Source organism: Streptomyces tibetensis, assembly GCF_007655005.1.
GTDB classification, from domain to species: Bacteria; Actinomycetota; Actinomycetes; order Streptomycetales; family Streptomycetaceae; genus Streptomyces; species Streptomyces tibetensis.
Window position 1 is genome coordinate 78135 of sequence record NZ_SZVW01000025.1, and the last position, 24552, is coordinate 102686.

At 72.0% G+C, this 24552-nt stretch carries 25 protein-coding genes; 10 read left to right on the forward strand and 15 right to left on the reverse strand.

Annotated elements, in window-relative coordinates; translation table 11 throughout:
* Position 1: 1 nt before the first annotated feature.
* The 4 genes from FDO69_RS34725 to FDO69_RS34745 are packed head-to-tail and all read right to left on the reverse strand — an operon-like array spanning position 2 to position 5959.
* Positions 2-997, reverse strand: coding sequence for a serine/threonine-protein kinase (locus FDO69_RS34725; protein WP_104786403.1), 996 nt, complete (start codon positions 995-997; stop codon positions 2-4).
* Positions 994-3144, reverse strand: a complete 2151-nt coding sequence (locus tag FDO69_RS43145; protein ID WP_420878567.1) for a hypothetical protein — start codon at positions 3142-3144, stop codon at positions 994-996. The genes FDO69_RS34725 and FDO69_RS43145 overlap by 4 nt, the downstream gene beginning before the upstream one ends.
* A 9-nt stretch (positions 3145-3153) precedes the next feature.
* Positions 3154-5493 (reverse strand): FHA domain-containing protein, encoded by a 2340-nt coding sequence (locus tag FDO69_RS34740; RefSeq protein WP_104786406.1) that lies wholly within the window; start codon positions 5491-5493, stop codon positions 3154-3156.
* 55 nt (positions 5494-5548) lie between these two features.
* Positions 5549-5959, reverse strand: a complete 411-nt coding sequence (locus FDO69_RS34745; RefSeq protein ID WP_104786409.1) for a hypothetical protein — start codon at positions 5957-5959, stop codon at positions 5549-5551.
* A gap of 335 nt (positions 5960-6294) precedes the next feature.
* Between FDO69_RS34745 and FDO69_RS34750 the strand changes: the two genes are divergently transcribed.
* Positions 6295-6678: a nuclear transport factor 2 family protein gene (locus FDO69_RS34750; protein WP_104786411.1), complete on the forward strand. Its 384-nt coding sequence runs from the start codon at positions 6295-6297 to the stop codon at positions 6676-6678.
* Positions 6679-6774: 96 nt separating this feature from the next.
* On the opposite strand, the gene mgrA is transcribed toward FDO69_RS34750, so the two are convergent.
* On the reverse strand, positions 6775-7767 hold the full coding sequence (mgrA, locus tag FDO69_RS34755) for an L-glyceraldehyde 3-phosphate reductase (RefSeq protein WP_104786562.1): 993 nt from the start codon (positions 7765-7767) through the stop codon (positions 6775-6777).
* Positions 7768-7885: 118 nt separating this feature from the next.
* Here mgrA and FDO69_RS34760 point away from each other — a divergent pair, with 118 nt between their 5' ends.
* The 3 genes from FDO69_RS34760 (at position 7886) to FDO69_RS34770 (ending at position 10951) form a co-directional block, all read left to right on the forward strand.
* On the forward strand, positions 7886-8803 hold the full coding sequence (locus FDO69_RS34760) for a LysR family transcriptional regulator (protein WP_104786414.1): 918 nt from the start codon (positions 7886-7888) through the stop codon (positions 8801-8803).
* Positions 8804-8870: 67 nt separating this feature from the next.
* Positions 8871-10367 carry a carotenoid oxygenase family protein gene (locus FDO69_RS34765; protein WP_104786416.1) on the forward strand — a complete coding sequence of 499 codons (1497 nt, stop codon included), beginning with the start codon at positions 8871-8873 and terminating at the stop codon, positions 10365-10367.
* 68 nt (positions 10368-10435) lie between these two features.
* Positions 10436-10951, forward strand: coding sequence for a mycothiol transferase (locus FDO69_RS34770; RefSeq protein ID WP_104786419.1), 516 nt, complete (start codon positions 10436-10438; stop codon positions 10949-10951).
* Here FDO69_RS34770 and FDO69_RS34775 read toward each other — a convergent pair.
* Complete coding sequence (locus FDO69_RS34775) at positions 10933-12012, reverse strand: adenosine deaminase (RefSeq protein ID WP_104786421.1); 1080 nt, start codon at positions 12010-12012, stop codon at positions 10933-10935. The genes FDO69_RS34770 and FDO69_RS34775 overlap by 19 nt on opposite strands.
* A gap of 42 nt (positions 12013-12054) precedes the next feature.
* Complete coding sequence (locus tag FDO69_RS34780; RefSeq protein WP_104786424.1) at positions 12055-12447, reverse strand: VOC family protein; 393 nt, start codon at positions 12445-12447, stop codon at positions 12055-12057.
* 135 nt (positions 12448-12582) lie between these two features.
* Here FDO69_RS34780 and FDO69_RS34785 point away from each other — a divergent pair, with 135 nt between their 5' ends.
* Both FDO69_RS34785 and FDO69_RS42800 read left to right on the forward strand, forming a co-directional pair.
* Positions 12583-13014 carry a tautomerase family protein gene (locus tag FDO69_RS34785; protein WP_104786427.1) on the forward strand — a complete coding sequence of 144 codons (432 nt, stop codon included), beginning with the start codon at positions 12583-12585 and terminating at the stop codon, positions 13012-13014.
* Between the two features lie 25 nt (positions 13015-13039).
* Positions 13040-13174 (forward strand): hypothetical protein, encoded by a 135-nt coding sequence (locus FDO69_RS42800; RefSeq protein ID WP_267896268.1) that lies wholly within the window; start codon positions 13040-13042, stop codon positions 13172-13174.
* A 9-nt stretch (positions 13175-13183) separates the two neighbouring features.
* On the opposite strand, the gene FDO69_RS34795 is transcribed toward FDO69_RS42800, so the two are convergent.
* The gene (locus tag FDO69_RS34795) at positions 13184-13462 is read right to left on the reverse strand and encodes a hypothetical protein (protein ID WP_170320986.1); all 279 of its coding nucleotides are present in this window, start codon (positions 13460-13462) and stop codon (positions 13184-13186) included.
* A 243-nt stretch (positions 13463-13705) separates the two neighbouring features.
* Between FDO69_RS34795 and FDO69_RS34800 the strand changes: the two genes are divergently transcribed.
* On the forward strand, positions 13706-14572 hold the full coding sequence (locus tag FDO69_RS34800; RefSeq protein WP_104786430.1) for a GNAT family N-acetyltransferase: 867 nt from the start codon (positions 13706-13708) through the stop codon (positions 14570-14572).
* Positions 14573-14687: 115 nt separating this feature from the next.
* On the opposite strand, the gene FDO69_RS34805 is transcribed toward FDO69_RS34800, so the two are convergent.
* Positions 14688-15077, reverse strand: coding sequence for a TIR domain-containing protein (locus tag FDO69_RS34805; RefSeq protein WP_167526739.1), 390 nt, complete (start codon positions 15075-15077; stop codon positions 14688-14690).
* Positions 15078-15224: 147 nt separating this feature from the next.
* On the opposite strand from FDO69_RS34805, the gene FDO69_RS34810 reads away from it, so the two are divergent.
* On the forward strand, positions 15225-15683 hold the full coding sequence (locus FDO69_RS34810; RefSeq protein ID WP_104786433.1) for a pyridoxamine 5'-phosphate oxidase family protein: 459 nt from the start codon (positions 15225-15227) through the stop codon (positions 15681-15683).
* Positions 15684-15690: 7 nt separating this feature from the next.
* On the opposite strand, the gene FDO69_RS34815 is transcribed toward FDO69_RS34810, so the two are convergent.
* The 4 genes from FDO69_RS34815 to FDO69_RS34830 all read right to left on the reverse strand — a co-directional run bounded on the left by FDO69_RS34815 (position 15691) and on the right by FDO69_RS34830 (position 19679).
* Positions 15691-16599, reverse strand: coding sequence for an oxidoreductase (locus FDO69_RS34815; protein WP_167526740.1), 909 nt, complete (start codon positions 16597-16599; stop codon positions 15691-15693).
* A 42-nt stretch (positions 16600-16641) separates the two neighbouring features.
* On the reverse strand, positions 16642-18009 hold the full coding sequence (locus tag FDO69_RS34820) for a phosphoinositide-specific phospholipase C-related protein (RefSeq protein ID WP_104786439.1): 1368 nt from the start codon (positions 18007-18009) through the stop codon (positions 16642-16644).
* Positions 18010-18078: 69 nt separating this feature from the next.
* Positions 18079-18969 carry a glycoside hydrolase family 19 protein gene (locus FDO69_RS34825; protein WP_104786442.1) on the reverse strand — a complete coding sequence of 297 codons (891 nt, stop codon included), beginning with the start codon at positions 18967-18969 and terminating at the stop codon, positions 18079-18081.
* Positions 18970-19241: 272 nt separating this feature from the next.
* Positions 19242-19679, reverse strand: a complete 438-nt coding sequence (locus FDO69_RS34830) for a MarR family winged helix-turn-helix transcriptional regulator (protein WP_104786445.1) — start codon at positions 19677-19679, stop codon at positions 19242-19244.
* Positions 19680-19758: 79 nt separating this feature from the next.
* Between FDO69_RS34830 and FDO69_RS34835 the strand changes: the two genes are divergently transcribed.
* Positions 19759-20868: a substrate-binding domain-containing protein gene (locus FDO69_RS34835; protein WP_104786448.1), complete on the forward strand. Its 1110-nt coding sequence runs from the start codon at positions 19759-19761 to the stop codon at positions 20866-20868.
* An 80-nt stretch (positions 20869-20948) separates the two neighbouring features.
* Positions 20949-21998 carry an acyl-CoA dehydrogenase family protein gene (locus FDO69_RS34840; RefSeq protein WP_104786451.1) on the forward strand — a complete coding sequence of 350 codons (1050 nt, stop codon included), beginning with the start codon at positions 20949-20951 and terminating at the stop codon, positions 21996-21998.
* On the opposite strand, the gene FDO69_RS34845 is transcribed toward FDO69_RS34840, so the two are convergent.
* Both FDO69_RS34845 and FDO69_RS34850 read right to left on the reverse strand, forming a co-directional pair.
* Positions 21995-23197: a serine hydrolase domain-containing protein gene (locus tag FDO69_RS34845; RefSeq protein ID WP_104786454.1), complete on the reverse strand. Its 1203-nt coding sequence runs from the start codon at positions 23195-23197 to the stop codon at positions 21995-21997. The genes FDO69_RS34840 and FDO69_RS34845 overlap by 4 nt on opposite strands.
* 159 nt (positions 23198-23356) lie before the next feature.
* Positions 23357-24508, reverse strand: a complete 1152-nt coding sequence (locus FDO69_RS34850; protein ID WP_104786457.1) for an LLM class flavin-dependent oxidoreductase — start codon at positions 24506-24508, stop codon at positions 23357-23359.
* Positions 24509-24552: the final 44 nt, after the last annotated feature.

Genomic DNA, 24552 nt, shown 5'->3' on the forward strand with positions numbered 1-24552 from the left:
ACTACGTCCGCTGTACGAAGACCGGTTCGGCCCAGCGGGGCGGCTGCTTGGGCCGCTCCTCCCCCGTGCCCGGCAGCTGCCGGTCCACCCGCGTGGGCATCCTGGGGGCGTCGGCTTCGCCGCCGGTCGTCGCGGCGCGCAGTGCGGCCACGAACGCGAGGCAGGACGGGTACCGGTCGTCGGGGCTCTTGGCGAGGGCCTGGGCGAGGACGGGGTCCACGCGCGGGTCGAGGTCGGGCCGGCCCTCGGTCAGCGGCGGCGGTTCGTCGTACTGGTGGGCCCAGAGCAGGGCCATGTCGTCGTCGCGGAGGAAGGGCGGATGGCCGGCCAGGGTCTCGAAGACGACGCAGGCGAAGCCGTACACGTCACAGCGGGCGTCGACCGGCTTGCCGGAGATCTGCTCGGGGGCGACGTAGTCGAGCGTGCCGACGAACTGGCCCACTGTGGTGAAGCCGGTCAGCGACAGGGACTTCTTCGTCAGGCCGAAGTCGGTGAGGTAGACGTGCTCGGGGTGGTCGCTGTCGGTGCCGCGGGCCACCAGGATGTTGCCCGGCTTGACGTCCCGGTGGACCAGTCCGTGATCGTGGGCCGCGTCGAGTGCGGAGGCGACCTGGGCGGCGACGCGCAGGGCGGTGACGGGTGGCATCGGGCCCTCGCGGTCGAGGACGTGCCGCAGGTCGCTGCCGGGGACGTATCGCATGGCGATGTACAGCACGCCGTCGGTCTCGCCTGCCTCGAACACGGGCACGATGTGCGGGTGGTCGATCGCCGCGGCGGCCCGCGACTCGTGGGTGAAGCGGCGGCGGAAGGTGTCGTTGCGGGCGAGTTCGGGGGCGAGCAGCTTCAGGGCGACGGTGCGTTCCAGGCGCAGGTCGCGGGCCCGGTACACGACGGCCATGCCGCCGCGCCCGATCTCGTGCTCGATCCGGTACCCGGCGATCTGCTGCCCGACCAGCTCGGAGGGCCGCCCGGCGAACAGGCTCGTCTCGCGGGTCAACGCCCGTCACCCTCGGGCGAGACGACCCTGGTGGGCTCATGCCCCACGACCCGCGTGGGCGGCGCGGCGCCCGGACGATCCGCCTCCTCCTCACCTTCACCCCCGCCCTTGCGCTCCACGGGAGACACGAGGCGCGTGGGCTCGGGCGCATCCGGCGCCACGACCCGCGTGGGCGGCGCGGCGCCCGGACGATCCGCCTCCTCCTCACCTTCACCCCCGCCCTTGCGCTCCACGGGAGACACGAGGCGCGTGGGCTCGGGAGCGTCGGGGCTCACGACCCGCGTGGGCTCGGGCGCATCCGGCGCCACGACCCGCGTGGGCGGCGCGGCGCCCGGACGATCCGCCTCCTCCTCGCCTTCGCCCCCGCCCTTGCGCTCCACGGGGGACACGAGGCGCGTGGGCGCGGGAGCGTCGGGGCTCACGACCCGCGCGGGCTCGGGCGCATCCGGCGCCACGACCCGCGTGGGCGGCGCGGCGCCCGGACGCTCCGCCTCCTCCTCACCTTCGCCCCCGCCCTTGCGCTCCACGGGGGACACGAGGCGCGTGGGCTCGGGCGCATCGGGAGCCACGACCCGAGTGGGCTCGGGCGCATCCGGCGCCACGACCCGCGTGGGCTCCGGAGCGTCGGGGCGCACGACCCGGGTGGGCTCGGGAGCCACGACCCGCGTGGGCAGCGCGGCGCCCGGACGATCCGCCTCCTCCCCCTTGCGCTCCTCGGGAGACACGAGGCGCGTGGGCTCGGGAGCATCCGAAGCCACGACCCGGGTGGGCTCATGCCCCACGACCCGCGTGGGCGGCGCGGCGCCCGGACGATCCGCCTCCTCCTCGCCTTCGCCCCCGCCCTTGCGCTCCTCGGGGGACACGAGGCGCGTGGGCTCGGGCGCATCCGAAGCCACGACCCGGGTGGGCTCCGGAGCGTCGGGGCGCACGACCCGGGGGGGCTCGGGCGCCACGACCCGCGTGGGCGGCGCGGCGCCCGGACGATCCGCCTCCTCCCCCTTGCGCTCCTCGGGGGACACGAGGCGCGTGGGCTCGGGCGCATCCGGCGCCACGACCCGCGTGGGCGGCGCGGCGCCCGGACGATCCGCCTCCTCCTCGCCTTCGCCCCCGCCCTTGCGCTCCTCGGGGGACACGAGGCGCGTGGGCTCGGGCGCATCCGGCGCCACGACCCGCGTGGGCGGCGCGGCGCCCGGACGATCCGCCTCCTCCTCGCCTTCGCCCCCGCCCTTGCGCTCCTCGGGGGACACGAGGCGCGTGGGCTCGGGCGCATCCGGCGCCACGACCCGCGTGGGATCGGGCGCATCCGGTGCCACCACCCGGGTGGGCTCCGGAGCGTCGGGGCGCACGACCCTGGTGGGCTCGGGAGCCACGACCCGCGTGGGCTCGGGCGCATCCGAACCCACCACCCGCGTGGGCTCCGGAGCCTCGGGGGGCACGGGCCCCGTCGTCGGTCCGGGGGCCTCGGGCGGGGCCGTTCCCGAGGGCGAGGGTGCCTCGGGTGGGACCACCCGCGTGGGCCCGGCGGGTGCGCTCTGCGCCGGCGGCGGCGACTTGGCCGGGCCGGCGGCCTTCCGTGCCCGGGACGGCTCGACGGGATTCTCGGGCGGCACCACTCGCGCCGGGTGTTGCACCGGCGCCGCAGCCGGGCTGGACGCCGTTCCCGCCTCGGGCGTCTCGTCCGTCGCGTACGTGGTCATCCGGGTGCCGTCGGCGTACACCCAGTGCCCATGGGCGGAGTCGTAGAGCCACACGGACTCACCGTCGACGACGACGCCGATCCGCATGCCGTGGGTGCGGGTGCGGAACGACTCGCGGTCGAGGCCGGTCGCGAGGTCCTCCACCGCGGAGCGGTAGCGCGCCAGGGCTTCCTGCGCCCGGCCCAGCAGCGGCCGCGGATCGGCGGTGCGGGTGAGCGGCCCGTCCGCGGCGGGCGGATCCTGCGGTACGGCGACCAGACGGCGCCCGTCGACCCATGCCGACCAGCCGTTGAAGCACAGCACGTGCCCCCAGTCGCCCTGGCGCTCCAGCAGCTGCACCGGCAGCAGGGGATCGAGGTCCACGGTGGGCCGGGCCGGGTCGGGGGCCTCCCAGGCGGGCATCCCGTGCTGCGGGACGACGTGTGTGGGCCGGAAGCCGGGGGTCGTCATCGGCGCTCCCTACTTCCGCATGACGGCCGGTTCGTGCCGGCGCAGCATGCGGGACACCAGGAACCCGAAGAGCACCGACAGGACGACCAGCATCCCGACGTCCAGCAGCCACGTGCCCACCGCATGCTCGAAGAGCGGGTCCTTCGTCAGGTCGTCGGGCACGATCCGGGCGAGCCCCACGGTGCCGGCCATCGCGGCCAGCGCCCAGCGCGCCGGCACCAGCCAGCCGAGTTGCTCGAGCCCCGGGGTGTCGGCCAGCTTCAACAGGGCTCCGCAGAAGACGACCTGGACGATGGCGATGAGCACCAGCAGCGGCATCGTCACCTCTTCCTTGCGCACCAGGGCCGAGACGAGCAGGCCGAGCATCATCGCCGTGAACGCGAGCAGGGCGACGGCGACCGTGATCTCCACCAGCGGCGGCATCAGCACGCCTTCGCCGCCCGGTGCGTTGAGATCCACGCCGAACAGGGCGACCAGGGTCAGCACCACCGCCTGGAGCACGGTGATGACGCCCAGGACGATGACCTTGGACATCAGGTACGCCGATCTGGACAGGCCGACCGCCCGTTCCCGCTGGTAGATCACGCGTTCCTTGACGAGTTCGCGGACGGCGTTGGCGGCCCCGGTGAGCACCGCACCGACGCACAGGATGAGCAGCGCGTTCATCGCCGTGTCCTGCGTCAGTTTGCCGCCCGCCAGGGCGCGGGCCATCGCGCCCATCACGAACGGCAGGGCGATCATGATGATCAGGAAGGTGCGGTCGGCGCTGAGCGCGGCCGCGTACCGGCGCACCAGCGTGCCGAGTTGGGCACCCCGGCTGCGCGGCCGGGGCGGAGCGGTGATGACGACGGGCTCGGACCGGGGCTGCTGGGGCTGCGCGGAGGCGTCGCTCACGTACCGACCGTGGAAAGGCGAGGCGAGGTACTCCCCCGCCCAGTCCCGGTCCGTGTCCCGTTCGAAGGCCTCGAAGGCCTCCGGCCACTCCTCGAAACCGAAGAAGGACAGGGCGTCCTCGGGCGGCCCGTAGTAGGCGATCTTGCCGCCGGGCGCGAGGACCAGCAGCCGGTCGCACACGTCCAGGCTGAGCACGCTGTGGGTGACGACGATGACGGTCCGGCCGTCGTCGGCGAGGCCGCGCAGCATGTGCATCACCGAGCGGTCCATGCCGGGGTCGAGGCCGGAGGTCGGCTCGTCGAGGAACAGCAGCGACGGCTTCGTCAGCAGTTCCAGGGCCACGCTGACGCGCTTGCGCTGGCCGCCGGACAGGCTGTGCACCGGCTGGTCGGCGCGCTGTTCCAGGCCCAGTTCGCGGATGACCTCGTCGACCCGGGCGCGCCGCTCGGCCTTGGCGGTGTCCTGCGGGAAGCGCAGTTCGGCGGCGTAGGAGAGGGCTTTGCGGACGGTCAGCTGCGCGTGCAGGATGTCGTCCTGCGGGACCAGTCCGATGCGCTGGCGCAGCTCGGCGTAGTCGCGGTAGAGGTCACGGCCGTCGTAGAGGACGGTGCCGTGGCCCGCGGGCCGCTGGCCGGTGAGGGCGTTGAGGAGCGTGGACTTGCCGGCGCCGCTCGGGCCGACGACGGCGAGCAGGCACTTCTCCCCCACCGGGAAGGACACGTGGTCCAGCAGCGTCTTGCGGCCGCGGTCGACGCTGACGGCGAGGTCCTGCACGTCGAGGGAGACCTCGCCGGTGTCGACGTACTCCTGGAGTTGGTCGCCGACGAGGCAGAAGGCCGAGTGGCCGATGCCGACGATGTCGCCCGGGCCGACCGGGGCGCTGGTGACGCGGCTGCCGTTGAGGTAGGTGCCGTTGTGGCTGCCCAGGTCGGTGATCTCGTAGGTTCCGTCGGCCAGGGCGCGCAGTTCGGCGTGCCGACGGGATACCACGAGGTCGTCGATGACCAGGTCGTTGTCGGTGGCGCGGCCGATGCGGACGGTGCGGGAGGGCAACGGCCGTACGGTCGTGGGCTGCCGGTAGGTGCCGGTGTGGGCCGGCATGGAGACTGCGGAGGGGCGTTCCGGCCTGCGTGCGGCGGGGGCGGGGCGTCCCGTCAGGGTCATGCGGGGTCCGTCGGCCGGATTGCCGAAGCGGATGACGCTGCCGGGCCCGACGTCCCGTTCACGGATGCGGCGGCCGTCGGCGTAGGTGCCGTTGGTGCTGTGCTCGTCCTCGATCGTCCAGTGACCGTCCTCGGGCTTCAGCACCGCGTGGTGCCAGGACACCCGGTCGTCGTCGATGACGATGTCGCACAACGGGTCGCGCCCTACGTGGTAGTCGTGGCCCGGGATCATCACGGTGGTGCCCGTCTCCGTCTCCAGGACGAGCTCTGGTGCTACCGAGGGTTGCGCCATGGTCAAGATTCTACCGATGTGCCCTGGTACGCGCCTGGGCGAAGAGGTGCGCAGGTCAACCGACGGTGATGCCGACGAAGGGGGCGGTGCGCTGCATCCGCAGGGCGTCCACGGACTCGGCGAGCAATTCGTACTCGGTGGTGTCGTCACTGGTGGCGATGCGCACCAGCCGTCCGGCCGCCAACTCCTCGGCGACCCGCTCCTGCTGGGCGGGATCGGCGCACCAGGCGCGCAGCAGCATGGGCACGTCGGGCACGGTGGGGGCGACCGGCACGAGCGAGCCCTGCGGTAAGTGCTCGGCGTCCGGCCGGGGGTCGAGGCGCTGGGCGATCCAGGAGGCGCGGTCGCGCAGCCACCACAGGGCCAGGGCGAGGGTGGGCGCCCGGTAGGTGCCGAGGGGGACTCCGATCCGGCGGCCGTCGCACACTCCGTACGCCGTGACGTGGCACAGAAACTCGTCGTGCACGTGACCCTCCCCCGTAGCCCTGCCCGTCTGCCGGCCGGCCTCGCCCCTTCTGCGGTTCGCGTGCTGTGCGTGAAGGCGCCGTCGCTCGATGTGAAAAGCGCTCTCGCAGGTCAGTATGTTCACTACTGAATCACTGTCACCACGACTTTCCGGCCACTCTCCTGGCATATTCACCCCCCGAGTTGGCCGAAATCCGGCGAGCGGTGGCGACGGCCCATGACTGCGGAGGTAATCGACGCTCCCGGCGGGTGCGGGCAAGGTGGTCGTACCGGGTCGGCCGAGCGCGGGCCCGGTCCCTGACCAGCAGTGACAACCTTTCCGGAGGCTGATCTCCCATGTCCGCAACCGCCCCCCGCCACGAGGACGCCGTCGCCCGCTACTTCGAGGCCTGGAACGCCGACAACGGCTCGGCACGCGCAAAGGCGGTCGCCGCCGCCTGGACCGAGGACGGCAGGTACACCGATCCCCTGGCCGACGTCAGCGGCCACGAGGGGATCGCCGCGGTGATCGCGGCGGCCCGGGAGCAGTTCCCCGGTTTCGAGTTCCGGCTCACCGGTGGTGTCGACGGGCATCACGACATCGCCCGCTTCTCGTGGGAGCTGGTGAGCACGGTCGACGGCTCGGCGCCGGTCGCCGGGTCGGATGTGATCACCCTGGACGGGCAGGGCCGTATCAGGGCCGTGCTCGGCTTCCTGGACCGGCTGCCCGCCGGGGCGTGAGTCCGGCGCCTGCGATGCACCTCGAGGAGCGGATCAGCTCGTCAGCCGATCCGCTCGTGGCTCGGGTGCCCGGGGGCCGCCCCGGGCAGGCGCCCGCTACTGCTTGACGATGGCGTCGATCCGGGCCAGCTCCTCCGCGTCGAAGTCCAGGTTGGCGATCGCGCCGACGCTGTCCTCGATCTGCCGCGCGCTGCTCGCGCCGACCAGCGCGGAGGTGACCCGGCCGCCGCGCAGCACCCAGGCCAGAGCCATCTGGGCCAGGGTCTGACCGCGGGACTTCGCGATGTCGTTCAGGTCGCGCAGCCGGCCCACCAGGTCCTCGGTGAGGGCGTCGGAGTTGAGGAAGGGGCTGTCGCTCGCGGCCCGGGAGTCCTCGGGGATGCCGTCCAGGTAGCGGGCGGAGAGCACGCCCTGCTCCAGCGGGGAGAAGACGATGGAGCCGACCTGGAGCTCGTCGAGGGCGTCGAGCAGGCCCTCGTCCTCGGGGCGGCGGTCCAGCATCGAGTAGCGCGGCTGGTGGATGAGGAGGGGGGTGCCCAGCTCGCCCAGGATGCGGGCGGCCTCGCGGGTCTGCTCCGCGGAGTAGTTGGAGACGCCGACGTAGAGCGCCTTGCCCTGCTGCACCGCCGAGTGCAGGGCGCCCATCGTCTCCTCGAGCGGGGTGTCGGGGTCGGGGCGGTGCGAGTAGAAGATGTCGACGTAGTCCAGGCCCATCCGCTTCAGGCTCTGGTCCAGCGAGGACAGCACGTACTTGCGGGAGCCCCACTCGCCGTACGGGCCCGGCCACATCACGTAGCCGGCCTTGGTGGAGATCACCAGCTCGTCGCGGTACGGCGCGAAGTCCGCCTTCAGGAACTCGCCCAGCGCGGACTCGGCGGCGCCGGGCGGCGGTCCGTAGTTGTTGGCGAGGTCGAAGTGGGTGACGCCGAGGTCGAAGGCGCGGCGCAGGATGGCGCGCTGCGTCTCGACGGACCGGTCCGGGCCGAAGTTGTGCCACAGGCCGAGCGACAGCGCGGGGAGCTTCAGACCGCTGCGTCCGGTGCGCCGGTAGGGCATGTCCGCGTAGCGGTCGGGGTGTGCGGTGTACAACGCGACTCCAGAGGGGTTGGCACGGTCGGTGAGGAAACCGGTGTCCACTCTGGCGTGACCTGCGCCCATACGTCCAACAGAAGAATCCGATGGAATTCAGCGGCTACGCTTCTCAGTCATGGAACTGCGTCACCTGCAGCACTTCGTCGCGGTCGCCGAGGACCAGCACTTCACCCGCGCGGCGGAACGCCTCTTGGTGTCCCAGTCGGGCCTGTCGGCGTCCATCCGGGCCCTGGAGCGGGAGCTGCAGACGCCGCTGTTCGTCCGCACCACCCGCCGGGTGACGCTCACCCCGGCCGGACGGGCGCTGCTCGGCGAGGCGGAGCGCATCCTCGCGCAGGTCCGCTCGGCGCACGAGGCGGTGGCCGCGGTGCAGGGCGTGCTGCGCGGGATGCTCGCGCTCGGCTCCGAGCAGTGCATCGCCGGGGTGCATGTGGCGGGGCTGCTGGCGGCCTTCCGAAGACGCCACCCGGACGTGGAGATCTGTCTGCGGCAGGCGGGCTCGGGCGCCCTCGCCGAGGAGGTCGCGGCCGGGCGGCTGGATCTGGCGTTCGCGGTGCGCACCGCCCAGGAGGACACCGACCAGCTGCGGACCGTGCCGCTGACCTGCGAGCCGATGACCGTGCTGTGTCATCCGAGCCACCGGCTCGCGGCGGCCGGGGCCGCGGTGACGCCGGAGGATCTCGGCGGTGAGGTCTTCGTCGACTTCCATCCGGACTGGGGGCCGCGGCGCACCACCGACGCCGCGTTCGCCGCGGCGGGTGTCCGCCGGAGCGTCGCCCTGGAGGTCAACGACGTGCACAGCCTCCTCGACCTCGTCGACGAGGACCTGGGCATCGCCGTCGTGCCACGTCACTTCCGGCACAAGCGGGCCTCGCTGACCGCCCTGCCGGTGACGGGCGCCGAAGACGCCGTGTACGAGACGGTGGCCCTGCTCCCGCCCGAGCAGGCGACCAGTCCGGCGGCCCGGGCTCTGATGGGCCTGCTGGAAACAGGGGGTCTGGCACCACCCCAGGAGGGTGTCCACCCCTCCTGACCCGATCCGTCCCGCACAGCAGACTCGTGACCGTTCCCGAAGGCGACGACGGTCAGGAGCAGGGCAGATGACGGATCCCACACGACGGAACGTGCTGCGCGGGGCAGCGGCGATCACGGCGGCCGGCGCACTCGTCGGCACCGGCGCCGGGGCCGCCCCGGCCATGGCAGCGCCCGCGGCGCCGCGCCGCTTCCCCTTCCTCGAGGGCGCGTTCGAGCCGGTCACCGAGGAGCTCACGGCCTTCGACCTTCCGGTCACCGGCCGCGTCCCGCGTGAGCTGAACGGCCGCTACCTGCGCAACGGCCCCAACGTCCTGGGGCTGGAGGACCCGCGCGCCCACCACTGGATGCTCGGCGACGGCATGGTGCACGGCGTGCGGCTGCGCGAGGGCCGGGCCGAGTGGTACCGCAACCGCTGGGTGCGCTCCTCGCAGGTGGCGAAGAAGCTCGGCGAGCCCTACCCGGGTCCCGTGCCGCCGGACGACTTCCCGTGCAACACCCATGTGATCCCTCACCGGGGGCGGATCCTCGCGCTCCAGGAGAGCGGCCCGCTGCCGTACGAGCTCGACGACGAGCTGAACACCGTCGGCACGTACGACTTCCGGGGCACACTCCAGGGCCCGCTCACCGCGCACACCAAGTTCGACGTCCATGCCGACGAGCTGCACGCGATCGCCTACTACCCGACCTGGGACCACGTCCGCCACCTGGTCGTCGGCCCGGCGGGCCGGGTCGTGCGGACCACGAGGATCCCGGTGGCGGACGCCCCGATGATCCACGACTTCGCGCTCACCGAGCACCACGTGGTGATCCTCGACATGCCGGTCACCTTCGACCCGGCGGGCGCCGAGCGCGGCGACCTCGTGCCGTACGTCTGGAACGACGGGCATCCGGCGCGGGTCGGTGTGCTGCCCCGCAAGGGCGGCGCGGTCCGCTGGTTCGAGGTCGATCCGGTCTACTACTCGCACACCCTCAACGCGTACGAGGAGGGGCCGCACATCGTCGTCGACATGACGAACTTCGACGCGCCGTTCCTCGTCGCCGGCAACGGCTCGGGCGGCCCCCACACGGCGGGCACCCCCCGGCTCGACCGCTGGACGATCGACCTGCGCCACGGGCGGGTGCGGACCAGGACCCTCGACGACCGCCCCCAGGAGTTCCCGCGCGTCAACGAGGCGCTGGTGTCCCGTCGGCACCGGTACGGCTACTCGGCCGCGGCCGCGGAGATGTCGCTCGCCTACCAGGCCGTCGACGGCACCCCGCCCGACGGGGCCTTCTCCAACGCGCTCCTCAAGCACGACCTGCTGCGCGGCACCTGCGACGTGCATCGGCTGCCCGTCGGCGCGGCGGCGAGCGAGGCCGTGTTCGTGCCGTCCGACCCGGGTGACGGAAGGGCGGCGGAGGACGACGGGTACGCGATCGCGTATGTGCACAACCCGGACCGCGGGGCGTCGGACCTGGTGATCCTGGCGGCCCAGGACTTCACCGGGGAACCGGTGGCACGGATCCATCTCCCGGGCCGGGTGCCGCTCGGCTTCCATGGGAGCTGGATTCCCGACGCGTGATCCCCCTGCGTGTGATTGCGGGCGCGCCCCCCGGCGCGTGATCCCCGGCGATGCGCGATGGTGGAGCTATGCATGCGAAGGACATCCTCATCGACGGTTTCAGCCGCATCCGCGAAGAAGTCCACGCCACCGTCGAGGGGCTCGGGCCCGACGAGCTGAGCGCCCGTCCCGCCCCCGACACCAACTCGATCGCCTGGCTGGTCTGGCACCTCACCCGCGTCCAGGACGACCACATGGCCGACGCCTTCGGCCACGACCAGGTCTGGCTGTCCCAGGACTGGGAGAAGCGCTTCGGTCTTGACCTCCCCCGCCGCGACACGGGCTACGGCCACAGCCCGGCCAAGGTCGCCCGGGTCCGGGTCGACTCGGCCGAGCTGCTGACCGGCTACCACGACGCGGTGCACGAGCAGAGCCTGGACGCCCTGCGGGGCCTCGCCGCCAAGGACCTGGAGCGCGTCGTCGACGAGCGCTGGGACCCGCCGGTCACCCTGGGCGTCCGGCTGGTCAGCGTCCTGTCCGACGATCTCCAGCACATCGGACAGGCCGCCTACCTGCGGGGACTGCTTCAGAGCGCGGCGGCGTAACCGGGCAGCACCACGTCAGCGATGAGTGCGTTGCGCTCGTCGAACGGGACGAACGCGCTCTTGAGGGCATTGACGGTGACCGTGCGCAGATCCTCGACGGTCCAGCCCGCCTGCTCGACCAGCAGGGACATCTCACGGGTCATCGTGGTGCCCGACACCAGCCGGTTGTCGGTGTTGAGGGTGACGCGGAAGCCGAGGTCCTTGAGCGCGGTGATCGGGTGCTCGGCGATGGAGGTGGCGGCGCCCGTCTGGAGGTTGGACGTCGGGCACAGCTCCAGCGCGATGCGCCGGTCGCGCACCCAGCCCGCGAGCCGGCCGAGCTTGCCCGCCGCGAGGTCCGGGATGTCGTCGGTGATCCGCACGCCGTGCCCGATGCGCTGGGCGCCGCACACCTGCAAGGCCTGGTGGATGCTGGGCAGGCCGTGCGCCTCTCCGGCGTGGATGGTGAACGGCACGTTCTCGCGGCGCAGGTGCTCGAAGGCCGCGAGGTGGTCGGCGGGCGGGAAGCCGTCCTCGGCACCGGCGATGTCGAAGCCGACGACGCCGGCGTCGCGGAACGCCACGGCCAGGTCGGCCGCCTCGCGCACCCGGTCGAACATCCGCATCCCGCACAGCAGGGTGCCGACCCGTACGGGTGTGCCCGCGGCAGCGGCCTTCGCCATGCCCGCCGCGAGGCCCTCCTGGACGGTCTCCACGACCTCGGCCATGGTCAGCTCGCCGTTGGTGTTCAGCTCGGGGGCGTAGCGCACCTCGCCGTACACGACACCGTCGGCGGCCAGGTCGAGCACGTACTCCTCGGCCGTGCGCAGCAGGCCCTCGCGGGTCTGCATGACGGCGAGAGTGTGCTCGAAGGTGGCTATGTAGCGCACCAGGTCGCCGGAGTTGGCTGCCTCGTAGTACCAGGCGGCGAGCTCGTCCGGGTCGGTGGTGGGCAGGGTGTGGCCGACCGCCTCGGCCAGCTCCACCACGGTGGCGGGGCGCAGACCGCCGTCGAGGTGGTCGTGCAGCACGGCCTTGGGGAGGCGGCGGATCAGGTCGGTGTCTACGCGCGTAGCAGTCATGGCGGTCTTTCCTCGGGCAGATGGTTCGAAGGGGCGGGAAGGTCAGCCGGCGGGCTGCAGCAGGTCCCAGCGATTGCCGTACAGATCCTGGAAGACGGCGACGGTCCCGTACGGCTCGTGACGCGGGTCCTCCAGGAAGGTCACGCCCGCCGCGGTCATACGGGCGTGGTCGCGGGCGAAGTCGTCGGTGTGCAGGAAGAAGCCGACCCGTCCGCCGGTCTGGTCACCGACCCGGGCGGCCTGGGTCTCCCCCTTGGCGCGGGCCAGCAGCAGACCGGTGCCGGCCCCCGGGGTGCCGGGTTCGACGACGACCCAGCGGGACCCGTCGGGCCGGGGCGCGTCCTCGGCGAGCCGGAAGCCGAGGGCGTCGGTATAGAAGCGGATCGCCTCGTCGTAGTCGTCGACGACGAGGGTGACCAGGGCGATACGTCTCATCAGGGCCTCTCGGAGCGGGCGGTTGACCGGAGAGGTTATACGTAAAACCTCACGGATGCCAACTACCGGGCCGACTTCCGTGAGCAGCGTTGTAACTACTAGTATGTACAGTCCCGATCGCCCCCAGGAGGTCCCATGCCTTTCGTCCGCATCGACACGCTCCGCGCCGGGCCCGAGCGCCTGGCCGCACTCGGCCGTGCCGTGCACGACGCCCTGACCGAGACCATCGGCATCCCGCCCGACGACCGGTTCCAGGTCCTCGTGGACCACGACGGCACGAGCGGCACCCTGCGCTGCGACGACTACCTCGGCGTACACCGCGACGAGGGCATCGCCTACATCGCGATCACCCTGCGCTCCGGTCGTACGCCCGCACAGAAGCAGGCGCTGTACCGCCGGACCGCCGAGCTCGCCCACGCGTACGCGGGCACCGAGCCGCGGAACGTGTTCGTCGTGCTGACCGAGAACGAGTCGGCCGACTGGTCACTGGGCGAGGGCGTGGCGCAGTATCTGGACACGGCCCTGAGCCTGAGGCGGCCTAGTGCTGGGCTGCCGGCCGGTCGGTGAGCAGGCCGGCCATGGCGTGCACGCCGTGGCCGATCGCCCGCTCGTCGGCGGCGAAATCGGGTGTGTGCGGCGCGCCGTTCATCCCCGACTCGGCGTCCGCGACGCCGAGGTGGAACTGCGCGCCCGGAGCCTCTTCGAGGTACAGGGCGAAATCCTCTGAGAAGGCTTCTCAGGACTCATCATCGATCAGCCCGAAGCCCTCCGGGAACTCTTCCAGGAACGCGCGGCGAGCCGGGTTGCCCTCGGCGGCTGCCATCTCCCCGACCAGCGCGATCAGCTCCTGTCGTTGATCACTCGGCAGCGTGCTGACCACGTGCCCAAACCCCTCCATGACCTTGACCGCGTCGTCCTGATCCATCTGCTCGTCCTCGCTGCCGTCGATGAACCACAGGACATCGACCAAAGCCTCGGCCAGGGCACGAGTCAGAGTCGGGTACGAGGACGTCACGAGGGCCTCCCGGCGGATCAGCGGCAGAGTCCGGTCATCCCACCACACACCACTGACATCACTGTCCGGGAGCCTTAAGAGGCCCTTCTCACTGCGGAGGCGGGCGCGTTCGCGGCGTTGGGCGGCCAGGATCCAGGGACAGGACACGACCCGGGATGTCGCCGTGCCGGATGCGCCCCGGCCGGGAGGCGCAGAGGATGGAAGCGAGAGGTGGGTCGCCGCGCGGGGTGTGCTGAGAAGGGGATGGCGATCGTGGATCTCATACTGCGCCCGGGCACTGCGGACGATGCCGCAGAGTGCGGAAGGATCTGCTACGAGGCCTTCGCCGGCATCGCCAAGGAGCACGCGTTCCCGCCCGACATCCCGAGCCCCGACGTGGGTGTCGCGCTGATCGAAGCAGCCCTGACGCACCCGGGTTTCTACAGTGTCGTCGCCGAGCTCGACGGGCGGATCGTGGGCAGCAACTTCCTCGACGAACGCTCGATCGTCGTCGGGGTCGGGCCCGTCACCGTCGACCCCACCGTGCAGAACGCGGGCGTGGGCCGCCGCCTGATGCTGGACGTGATGGAGCGGGCCGACGAGCGGGGGGCGCCGGGCATCCGGCTGTTGCAGAGCGGCTACCACAACAGGTCGTTCTCCCTGTACATGAGCCTGGGCTTCGCCCACCGGGCCACGGTGGCCTGCGTGCAGGGCGCGCCGATCGGGCGCGCGATGCCCGGGTACGAGGTGCGGGAGGCAACGGACGCGGACCTCGGCGCCTGCAACGACGTGTGCCGGCAGGTCCACGGCGTGGACCGCGGCGGCGAGGTGGCCGACGCGCTCAAACAGGGCACCGCCCGGGTCGTCGAGCGCGCAGGACGGGTCACGGGCTACGCCACCGACCTGGCCTTCTTCGCGCACGCCGTGGGCGAGACCGTCCCGGACCTCCAGGCCCTGATCGCGGCGGCCCCGCAGTTCGGCGGTCCCGGCATCCTCGTACCCGCGGGCGACAGCGCGCTGCTCAGGTGGTGCATGTCCAACGGCCTCAAGGTCGTGCAGCTGATGAGCCTGATGACCATCGGCCTGTACAACCGGCCCGACGGGGCTTACCTGCCCTCGATCCTCTACTAGATGATCGATTTCAAGGGATGCCTGCGGAGGGTGTGGGGTGGGCGGCGGCCGAAGCCACCGCGAGACGGTCAGGCGGCGGGCTGCCGGCCCTGGTTGTCGACGTGGCAGCGGGCGGTCAGGCGTCAGGGTCGACTTCGGGGTGCGTGAACCGCACGGGCTTGCCCAGCGACCGGGCGTAGGCGATTTCGGCTCGGGTGCTGTCTCCGATGTAATCGCCGACCACGAGCACCTCGTCAGCGAGCCGGATCTTCGCCCGGTGCAGGTCGTCGAGTCGAACCTTCAGCGCCTCGGCCTCGGCAGGATCGGACCAGAGTTCGTGCGGCGACTTCATGTCACAGCCCGGTTTGACGACAATCTTTCCGGCTTTGGTCTCCCGCAGATCGGCCTCGCTCATCTCGGCCATGAAGCGGGTGGAGCCGCAGATCACGACGATACGCGGGAGGCTCAACAGCTTCTTCGCGTCGGCGAGCTTCTCCTCGGGGGTGAGCGGTTGCGGGTATGACACTGGTTCCTCCTGGTGATGCGGTCCAAGGGGTGCCGGGAACAGATCGTCCAGGACGTGCGGCCCCGGACGCCAGGCGGAAGACGCGGTCCCCGGGCCTAGGACCGTGGCCCGAGGCGCCGGGCGCCGCCGCTCGCTACCGTCGCGTCCATGACGATCAACGAGCCACCCCGCACCCCCGAGCAGCGCAAGGCCGACCTGCTGGGCCGCCTGGAGCGGGAGATCGACATCTGGGTCGCGACGGCGGATGCCGGAGGGATCCCCTGCCTGGTGCCGCTGTGGTTCGTGTGGCACGACGAAGCGGTGTGGCTGTGCACCCGGCTGACCAACCCCACCGGCCGCAGTCTGCGGGACGGTGCGCAGGCCCGGCTGGCCTTCGGGGACACCCGGGACGTCGTACTCGTCGACGGTGAGGTGCGGACCTACCCGATGCGGGAGGCGCCGTCGGCGGCGGCCGAGGCGTTTCGCGCGAAGACCGGCTGGGATCCGCGCACGGACCACGCGTCGTACGCGTTCTTCCGGGTGCGGCCGCGGGCGGTGCAGGCGTGGTGCGAGCAGCACGAGCTGCCCCGCAGGCACCTCATGCGGGAGGGCGCCTGGGCCGTGTAAATGTCGCTCAACCGGCCTCGTGGCGACGCGAGCCGAGCCGCTTCAGTTCCTCGTCGGTGAGGCGGATCGCGCCCGCTGCCACGTTCTGCGTGAGGTGGTCGGGGTTGCCGGTGCCGGGTATGGCGAGGACGTGGGGGCCCTGGTGGAGGGTCCAGGCGATGCGGATCTGGGCGGGGCTCGCGCCATGGGCCCGGGCCACGGCTCGGACGTCTTCGTCGTGGTCGGTGGTGGCGCCCTGCTCACCGGCCTCGCCGGCGACGGCGTAGAACGGCACGAAGGCGATGCCCTGCTCGCCGCAGACGCGGAGCAGTTCGTCGCTGTCGGGGTCGGGGCGGTCGAGGGCGTACCGGTTCTGGACGCAGATCACGGGGGCGATGGCCTGGGCCTCGGCCAGATGGCGGGCTGTGACGTTGGAGATGCCGAGGTGGCGGATCAGGCCCGCCTCGCGCAGCTCCGCGAGGGCGCCGAAGTGCTCGGCGACGGAGTCGTACCTCGGCATCCGGCGCAGATTGACCACGTCCAGGTGGTCGCGGCCGAGCTGGCGCAGGTTCTCCTCGACGTGGCCGCGCAGGTCCTCGGGGCGGGCCGAGGTGGCCCATTCGCCGTCGTAGGCGCGGTACGGGCCCACTTTGGTGACGATGACGAGGTCGTCGGGGTAGGGCGCGAGCGCGCTGTTGATGAGTTCGTTGGCGGAGCGCAGGGACGAGAAGTAGAAAGCGGCCGTGTCGATGTGGTTCACGCCGAGCTCGACCGCCCTGCGCAGGACGGCGATCGAGCGTTCGCGGTCGCTGGGTGTGCCGTGATGGAAGGCGGCGCTGCCCGTCAGCCGCATCGCGCCGAAGCCGATGCGGTGGACGGGCAGGTCGCCGAGTTCAAAGGTGCCCGCGGCGGCCGCGGTGATCGTCTGTGAGTCCATCGGCGGAGTTTCACACACGGCACCCGGGTCGGCGTAACCGGTTTACGGATACGTGTACGCGTTGAGCGTGGTGACGGCGGAGGCCGGGTTACCTCGGTCGTAGTGGTCCACGGCGAGGAAGTTGGGCTTCTTGCGGGCGGCCGGCTGGCAGAACCTCTGGGCGCGGTCGGCGAGTTTGGTGTTGTCCGTGCCGGCCGTGCCGGCGAGCGGGACGTCACGGAAGTGGTTCATGACGAACAGCGGGCGGAATGCGGGTTCGGTGCGGGTCAGCGGGATGTTGGTGTCGGGGCCGTACCAGCGGCTGTAGCAGGACCAGTCGGAGGTGCCGACGCCCGAGCCCATCGACCAGTAGTTCTCGACCGTCCATTCCCGTTGGTACATGACGCCGAAGCTGTCCCGGGTCAGGCCCGCGGCCTGGTCGGCGGAGCGGCTGTGGTCGGTGAGGATCAGCAGCCGGTGGCCGGCGGCGGCCAGGTCCGTCATCGTCGGCCAGCCGCTGTGCCGTACGCCGGTGAGATCGGGCCGGTACAGCACGTCCGACAGGCCGTTGACACGGGCGAGTTCGGCGCGCAGGACGGCAGGGTCGACGTAGTCCTCCAGGAAGACGGTGACGAACTGGTCGGGGTGGGCCTTCAGGAAGTCGACCATGCGCTGGAGGTCGACCCACAGGGCGACGGGCCTGCTGACGAGGGTGCAGCTGTTGTGGCAGAGGATCGCGCCGTCCGGCGTCTGGTGGATGTCCATCATGAATCCGCGGACGCCGTCGGCCAGTTGCTGCTGGATGCCGCGGGTCTGATTGGGCACGAGGTTGACGAAGGGCGGGGCGAAGCCGCCGTCGACGCCGTTGGCGTATGCGTTGTGCGTGGTGAGGAACGTGACCTGGTCCAGGGTGCGACGGTCCGGAGGCGGCATGGGACCGGTGACGGGGGCCACCGGGGTGAGGTACCAGGCGGCGAGTTCGCCCGCGCCTGCGAGGGCCAGGCGCGCGGGGTAGTCGGCTCCGGAGGGCTTGGGCGCCACGGTGAGGTGGCGGGCGGTTCCCGGAACCCTGAGCGTGTAGCGGTCGGCGTCGAGCGGGGTGATCTCCCAGGGGGCGTCGGCGCTCGCGCAGGCGACGGTCGCTGCCTGGTCGCCGGTGCGGCCTAGACAGGTGCCGGGCGCGTCGGTGCTCTCCAGGAGGTACGAGGAGCCGTTGGCCTTCAGCTGCCACTGCTGGCGGTCCTCGTTGCCGCGGGGTCTGTGCTGCTCGACAGCGCCGCCGTCGTCGGCCGCGTTGAGCCCGGTCGTGGCGCTCTGGACGTAGTACGTGCCCGGAGCCGGAACGGCGGCGGCAGCGGGCTGGGGGGCCACGACCGCGGCGGCCAGTGCCGCGGCCGTGGCGAGCAGGGCGTGGGGGGTGCGTAGGCGCATGAGGGATGCCCTCCGATCATCGGTCAGGTTCATGACATCCCGCATGACACCACGCCGGCCGCTCCGGCGTCAGCAGTACAGGTTGCCGCCGGGCGACGTCCCGAGGATCTGCGTGAAGCGCTGGTAGTTGTTCACCCGGCTCTGCACCTGCGCCGGGTTCTTGCCGTCGCACTCCAGGGAGCCGTTGATGCTGCGGATCGTCTGGCCGAAACCGGCGCCGTTCACCATGGCGTTGTGCGGGGTCATGCTGCCGGGGCCGGTCTGGGTGTTCCAGTACCACAGGGCCGTCTTCCAGGCGACGGCCGAGTCGTTCTGCACCAGCCAGGGGTTGTTCAGCAGGTCGACGCCGAGCGCGTCGCCCGCCGCCTTGTAGTTGAAGTTCCAGCTCAGCTGGATCGGGCCGCGCCCGTAGTAGGCTGCCTGCCCGGCCGGACAGCCGTAGGGCCGGCTCCAGTCGCAGTAGTGCGGATAGTTGGCGGTGTTCTGCTCCACCACGTGCACCAGACCGCCGGTCTCGTGGCTGACGTTGGCGAGGAAGGCCGCGGCCTCCTGCTTCTTCACCGTGTCGCTGCCGGTGTTGGCGAAGCCGGGGTAGGCGCTCAGGGCCGCGGTGAGGCCGCTGTAGCTGTAGAACGAATTCCGGTTCGGGAACATCTGGTTGAACTGCGCCTCGCTCACCACGAAGCGGGCGTTGGGCGTGCCGGGACCGCTGTCGCAGGCGTAGGGCTCCCAGTACCAGGTGCTGATGACCGGGTCGTAACCCGGGTTGGCGTGCTCGGCGATGTACGCCTTGCCGTCGGTGTAGCGGACGATGTCGCCTGCGGCGTACGACTTCCCGGCCGTCCAGTTCGGATAGCTGGAGCAGGCGGCGGCCGAGGCGGTCGTGGCGGGCAGGAGCACCGGCGCGGTGCCGGCGAGGGCGAGGGTGGCCAGGACTGCGGAGATGCGGCGTCTCGACACGGGTTCAACTCCTTCGCGGAGCACGGCCGCACCCCGACGAGGGCAGGGTGAAGCAGACCCTTGACCGCACGCGCCGGTGGTCCGGTCACGGCGTGGGGGCGGCCGTGGTGGGGGGCTGGGAGGCACACTCAACCGCTTTGGTCTGTACCAGTCAAGGGTGTAGACCAGTCAGGTACAGACCTGGCCGGCAGAGACTGGTCGGACACAGACCTGTCCGGCACAGACCTCTCGGGTCCGAGCCGGTTCACGGCCCGCCGTGTCTCGCTCGTGGCTCACACGCGCGCCGAGCCCTCCAGCGTCGCCGCCAACCGGTCCAGCAGGGACCGCAGCAGGGCGTCGTCGCCGTCACCGAGCGGCGGCCAACCGGCACGGACGGCGCGGTCGACGCGCTGCCAGTACTCCCGGCCGCGCGGGGTGAGATGGGCGAGGACGCGGCGCCGGTCGAACGGATCGACCCTGCGGTGCACCAGGTTCTGGTCGACGAGCTGGTCGACCAGCTTGGTCAGCGTCGGAGGCGGCAGGAAAGCGGCCTCGGCGAGCCCCGTCATGTGGTGCCCCTCGCCGTCGGACAGCGCGGCCAGCACCCGCCACGCGTCGAGCGAGCAGCCCTCCGCCTCCAGCACGCCCTGCAAACGCCGCGCCGCCAGCCGTTCGGCCCGCGTCAGCAACTGCACGAGGTCGTCGGGACGACGCGGGTTCGGGCTGTGCATCCCTGCTCCTAGGTCACGAGGGGTGTCCATCGTAGGAGACGCACTGGAGTTCGTCCGGTGGAGCCGGAATCATGACGCCATGTTCCGGCACGACCTCCCAGGGCCCGAGTGGTTCACGGCCGACGACTCCGTGCTCGGCGTGGCCCTCGTCTTCCCCCTGCGGGGCCCGGCCGGGATCTTCGGGCCCACCTGCGAACTGTGCGCGCGGCTGGCCGCCGAGGAGGTCAACCGGGACGGCGGCGTGCTCGGCAGGGAGCTGCGGCTGGTGCCGGTCGACGGCTCGGGCCCACCCGACGAGATCGCGGACGAGGTCGAGGCGCTGGTGGACCTGGGTGCCGTGCAGGGAGTCACCGGCTGGCACATCTCCTCCGTACGGCAGGCGCTCGCGCCGAGGATCGCGCACCGCGTCCCGTACGTGTACACCGCGCTGTACGAGGGCGGGGAGGGCACGGCGGGGGTCTTCCTGACCAGCGAGACCCCGGGCGACCAGCTCCGGCCCGCGATGGATCTGCTGGCGCGCGAGCGCCGGGTCCGGCGTTGGTTCGTGGTGGGCAACGACTACGTGTGGCCGCGGCACACGGCCCGCTCGGCCCGCCGGTACGCCCGGGACGGCGGCGGCCGCGTCACCGGTGAGGCCTACCTCCCGCTCGGCACCCACGACTTCGAGCCCGTGCTGCGCCGCGTGGAGCGCTCGAACGCCGACGCGGTGCTGATGCTGCTCGTCGGCAGTGACGCGGTGCGCTTCAACCGGGCGTTCGCGGCATACGGCCTGCCCGCGCGCTGCCTGCGGCTGAGCACGCTGATGGACGAGAACATGCTGGTGGCGAGCGGACCCGAGGCGACGGAGGACCTCTACAGCACCGCCGGGTTCTTCGCCTCGCTGGCCAATCGCGACACCCTCGACTTCCACGGGCGGTACGCCGCCCGCTACGGCGTCCAGGCACCCGCCCTCGGCAGCCTCGGCGAGTCCTGCTACGAGGGTGTGCTGCTGCTGGCCGCGCTGCTGAAGAGGGCCGGAACACTGGACGTCTCGGCGATCGGCGCCACGGCGGGGGCCGGGGCGGTGTCCTACGAGGGCCCGCGCGGGCTGCTGCACCTGCGGGACGCCCATGTGCGCCAGCGGATCTACCTGGCACGGGCCGACGGACTGGACTTCGACGTGCTCACGGAGCTGGACACGCGTCCGTGACGGGACGGTCGTGGCCGACACGCCCCCCGGATCGACGCCCCGCGCCGCCGGACCGTGCCGTCGACCGCGAGAATCCCCTCATGACCACCACACCCCATCCGCTCGTCACCCGCGCCCTGCGGCTGGCGCGCGATCTCCTCGTCCCGCAGGCCGAACGCGTCGACCAGGAGGGTGTGCCCGCGAGCCATGTCGCCGCGGTGAAACGGGCCGGGCTGCTCGGGGTGGTCGCGCCACAGGAGTACGGCGGCGCGGACGCGCCCGTGGCCGTGGCGCGGGAGACCGCCGAGATCCTGGCCGGGGCGTGCTGCTCCACCTGGTTCGTGCAGACACAGCACCACACACCGGTGAAGCTGCTCGCCACCTACGACTCGCCCGTCCGGGACAAGCTCCTGCGTCCGCTGGCGACGGGCGAACTGATGGCCGGCATCGCCTTCGCCCACGTCCGCGCCTTCCCCCGGGTGCCGGTGCGGGCCGTTCGCCAGGAGGGCGGCTGGCGGTTCGAGGGGAAGGTGCCCTGGTACACGGGGTGGGGTCTGAACGACGTGATGCTGCTGGCCGGGGTGACGGACACGGCCGAGGTGGTGTTCGGGTTCGCCGAGGCCCGCGAGCAGCCGGGGCTGACACCGTCAGCGCCCATGCGGCTCGCGGCCCTGACCGCCGCCCGTACGGTGTCCCTGGACCTGGACGGCCTGTGGCTGCCGGAGGAGGCCGTGGTGCTGCGCACCTCGCAGGAGGAGTTCGCCCAGGTCGACCTGCCCCGGGCCGCCAACGCCAGTCCGGCCGTTTTCGGGGTGGCGTACGCGGCGCTCGACCTGGTGGAGCAGACCCCGGACGGCCGGGACACGGCCCGGTCGCTGCGCTCCCGGCTCGACGAGGTCCGCACGGAGGCCTACACCCTGGCCGACCGGCCCGCCTCGCACGACTGCGTCCCGGAACGCCTGGCCGTCAAGACCCGCGCGTACGACCTCCTGCGCGCGGCCACGACCGCGGCGATCGTGGCCGGGGGCGGCCGGTCCATGGACCTGGGCAGCCGGGCGCAACGGCTGGCGCGAGAGGGCATGTTCCTGCTGGTGCAGGGCCAGACGGCCGAGGCACGCAGGACACACCTCGGCTCGCTGGCGTCCCGCTAGCCGAGGCGGGGCACGACCGGCGCCCGGTCCGTCCGGGACGGTGTCCTCCCGCAGAACTCCGCCTCGATGACGTCCGTGTAGAGGGACGAGTTCGGGAGCCAGTCCCCGTTGATGTTGAAGGTGAGCTGGTGTTCGCCGTCCAGGGTGCCGGCCATCGCGGACAGGGAGCCGTTCGTACGGCCGCTCTTGCCCACCACCTTCACCCCGCAGGACAGTTGCGCGAACTCGACCCCGAGTCCGTACCCGGTGCCGTGCCCGGCCGGGACCTCTTCGAACATCTCCTTCATCTGCCGCTGGGGCAGCAAGTGACCTTTGACCAGGGCCCGTTGGAACCGGTTGAGGTCGCCGCTGGTGGAGATGACGTCACCGGCCGCGCCCAGCCAGGTCATGTTCTGTTCGGTGGCGTCGTGGATCTCGGCGTCGGGGGCGTCCTGGTGGAGCCGGGAGTAGCCGACGGGGTGGGGCTTCGGCATGCGGGGCGAGGTGCCGGGGAACGACGTCCCGCGCAGCTTCAGCGGCCGGAGGATACGGCGGGTGATCTCCTGGGCGTAGCCGTGGCCCGTGGCCTTCTCGATGACCATGCCCGCGATGACGAAGTTAGTGTTCGAGTACGACGGCTCGCTCTCCGGGCCCGACTGCGGTGGGCGCCGCAGAGCGATCGCCACGAGTTCCTCGGGCGTGTGGGTGTCGTACCGGTGCTCCGGGAAGCCGGGGCCCGCGCTGTCGTGGAGGAAGGCGGGGTCGTCGGTGTAGCCGGCGATGCCGCTGGTGTGGTTGAGGAGCCGGCGCAGGGTGACCTTGCTGCCGTCGTAGCCGTTGCCGCGCAGCAGTCCGGGCAGCCATCGCTCGACCGTGTCGTCCAGGTCCAGTCTGCCTTCGGCCTCCAGCTGGAGCAGGACGGTCGCGACGAACGTCTTGGTGATGCTGGCTCCGCGGAAGTGCTCGCCGGCCGACCGCTTGCGGCCGGTTCCGGTGTCCGCGTAGCCCGACTCGCCGAACCAAGTCCCCTTGCTGTCCACGGCCTTGGCCGCCGCTCCGGGGAGTCCGCCCTTCTCGACCAGCGCGCTTAACGCGGTCCGGGTGGCCTCGTGGCCGTGCTGCCGATCCGCCGCCTGTGCGGCCGGGGCCAGTGCCGCCGTTCCGGCGGACAGCGCCACGGCGAGGGCGATCGAGACGGTGCGTGCGGCGCGCTGCTTCATGGGTGTGCCTCCTGTTCACCGAGGGGCGGGTCGTGCCCACTCGGTGACCAGGACGCCCGGGCCAGGCCCAAGGGTTGATCTCCGTCTCAGGTCTCCGGTCTCAGGTCTCAGGTCTCAAATCTCTGGTCTCTGATCTCCGGTGACGGAACGGACGGGGTGTCAGCTCGCGACCGGCACGAAGGGGGCCGCGGCGACGGGCGTGTCCCGACTGCCCGCGGGGTGCCGCCACAGTCCCTGCGCGGCCAGGCGCGGCAGGACTCCCTCGCCGAACCAGTACGCCTCCTCCAGATGCGGATAGCCGGAGAGGATGAACTCGTCGATGCCCAGCGCGTGGTACTCCTTGATCCGCTCGGCGACCTCGTCGTGGCTGCCGACCAGGGCGGTGCCCGCCCCGCCGCGCACCAGGCCGATCCCGGCCCACAGGTTGGGGTGGATCTCCAGGCGGTCGCGGCGGCCGCCGTGCAGGGCGAGCATGCGCTGCTGCCCCTCGGACTCGCTGCGGGAGAGACCGGCCTGCACCGACGCCACCGTCTCCGGATCGAAGCCGTCGAGCAGCCGGTCCGCTTCGGCCCAGGCCTGCTCGGCGGTGTCCCGGGTGATGACGTGCAGCCGGATGCCGAAGCGCAGGGTGCGGCCCTGGGCTTCGGCCAGCGACCTGAGCCGGGCGATCTTCTCGGCGACCTGAGCCGGGGGTTCGCCCCAGGTGAGGTAGACGTCGGCGTGCCGGGCGGCGATCTCACCCGCGATGGGCGAGGAGCCGCCGAAGTACACCTCGGGCACGGGGTCGGGCACCCGGGCCAGCGCCGCCTCCTCCACCCGGACGTGCTCGCCCCGCAGGTCGACGGTGCCGCCCTGCCACAACTCCCGTACGACGTGCAGGAACTCGCCGGTGCGGCGGTACCGGCCGTCCTTGTCGAGGAAGTCACCGAAGGCGCGCTGCTCCTTGTTCTCGCCGCCGGTCACGACGTTGAGCAGCAGCCGCCCGCCGGTCTGCCGCTGGAAGGTGGCGGCCATCTGCGCGGCGAGCGTGGGCGAGATCAGGCCGGGCCGGAAGGCGACGAGGAACTTCAGGCGTTCGGTGTGCTGGGCGACCATCGCGGTGGTGAGCCAGGCGTCCTCGCACCAGGCACCGGTGGGCGTGAGCGCTCCCGCGAAACCCACTTCCTCGGCGGCCCGGGCGATCTGGCTCAGGTAGGCGACCGTCGGCGGCCGGTCCCGCCCGGACGCGGTGGCCGGGGTGCCATGACCGCCGCCGACGACATGACGGCTGTCGCCGTTGGTGGGCAGGAACCAGTGGAACGTGAGGGACACGGGGAACTCCGATCGAGGGGGACGTACGTGCGGCGGCGGGCGGC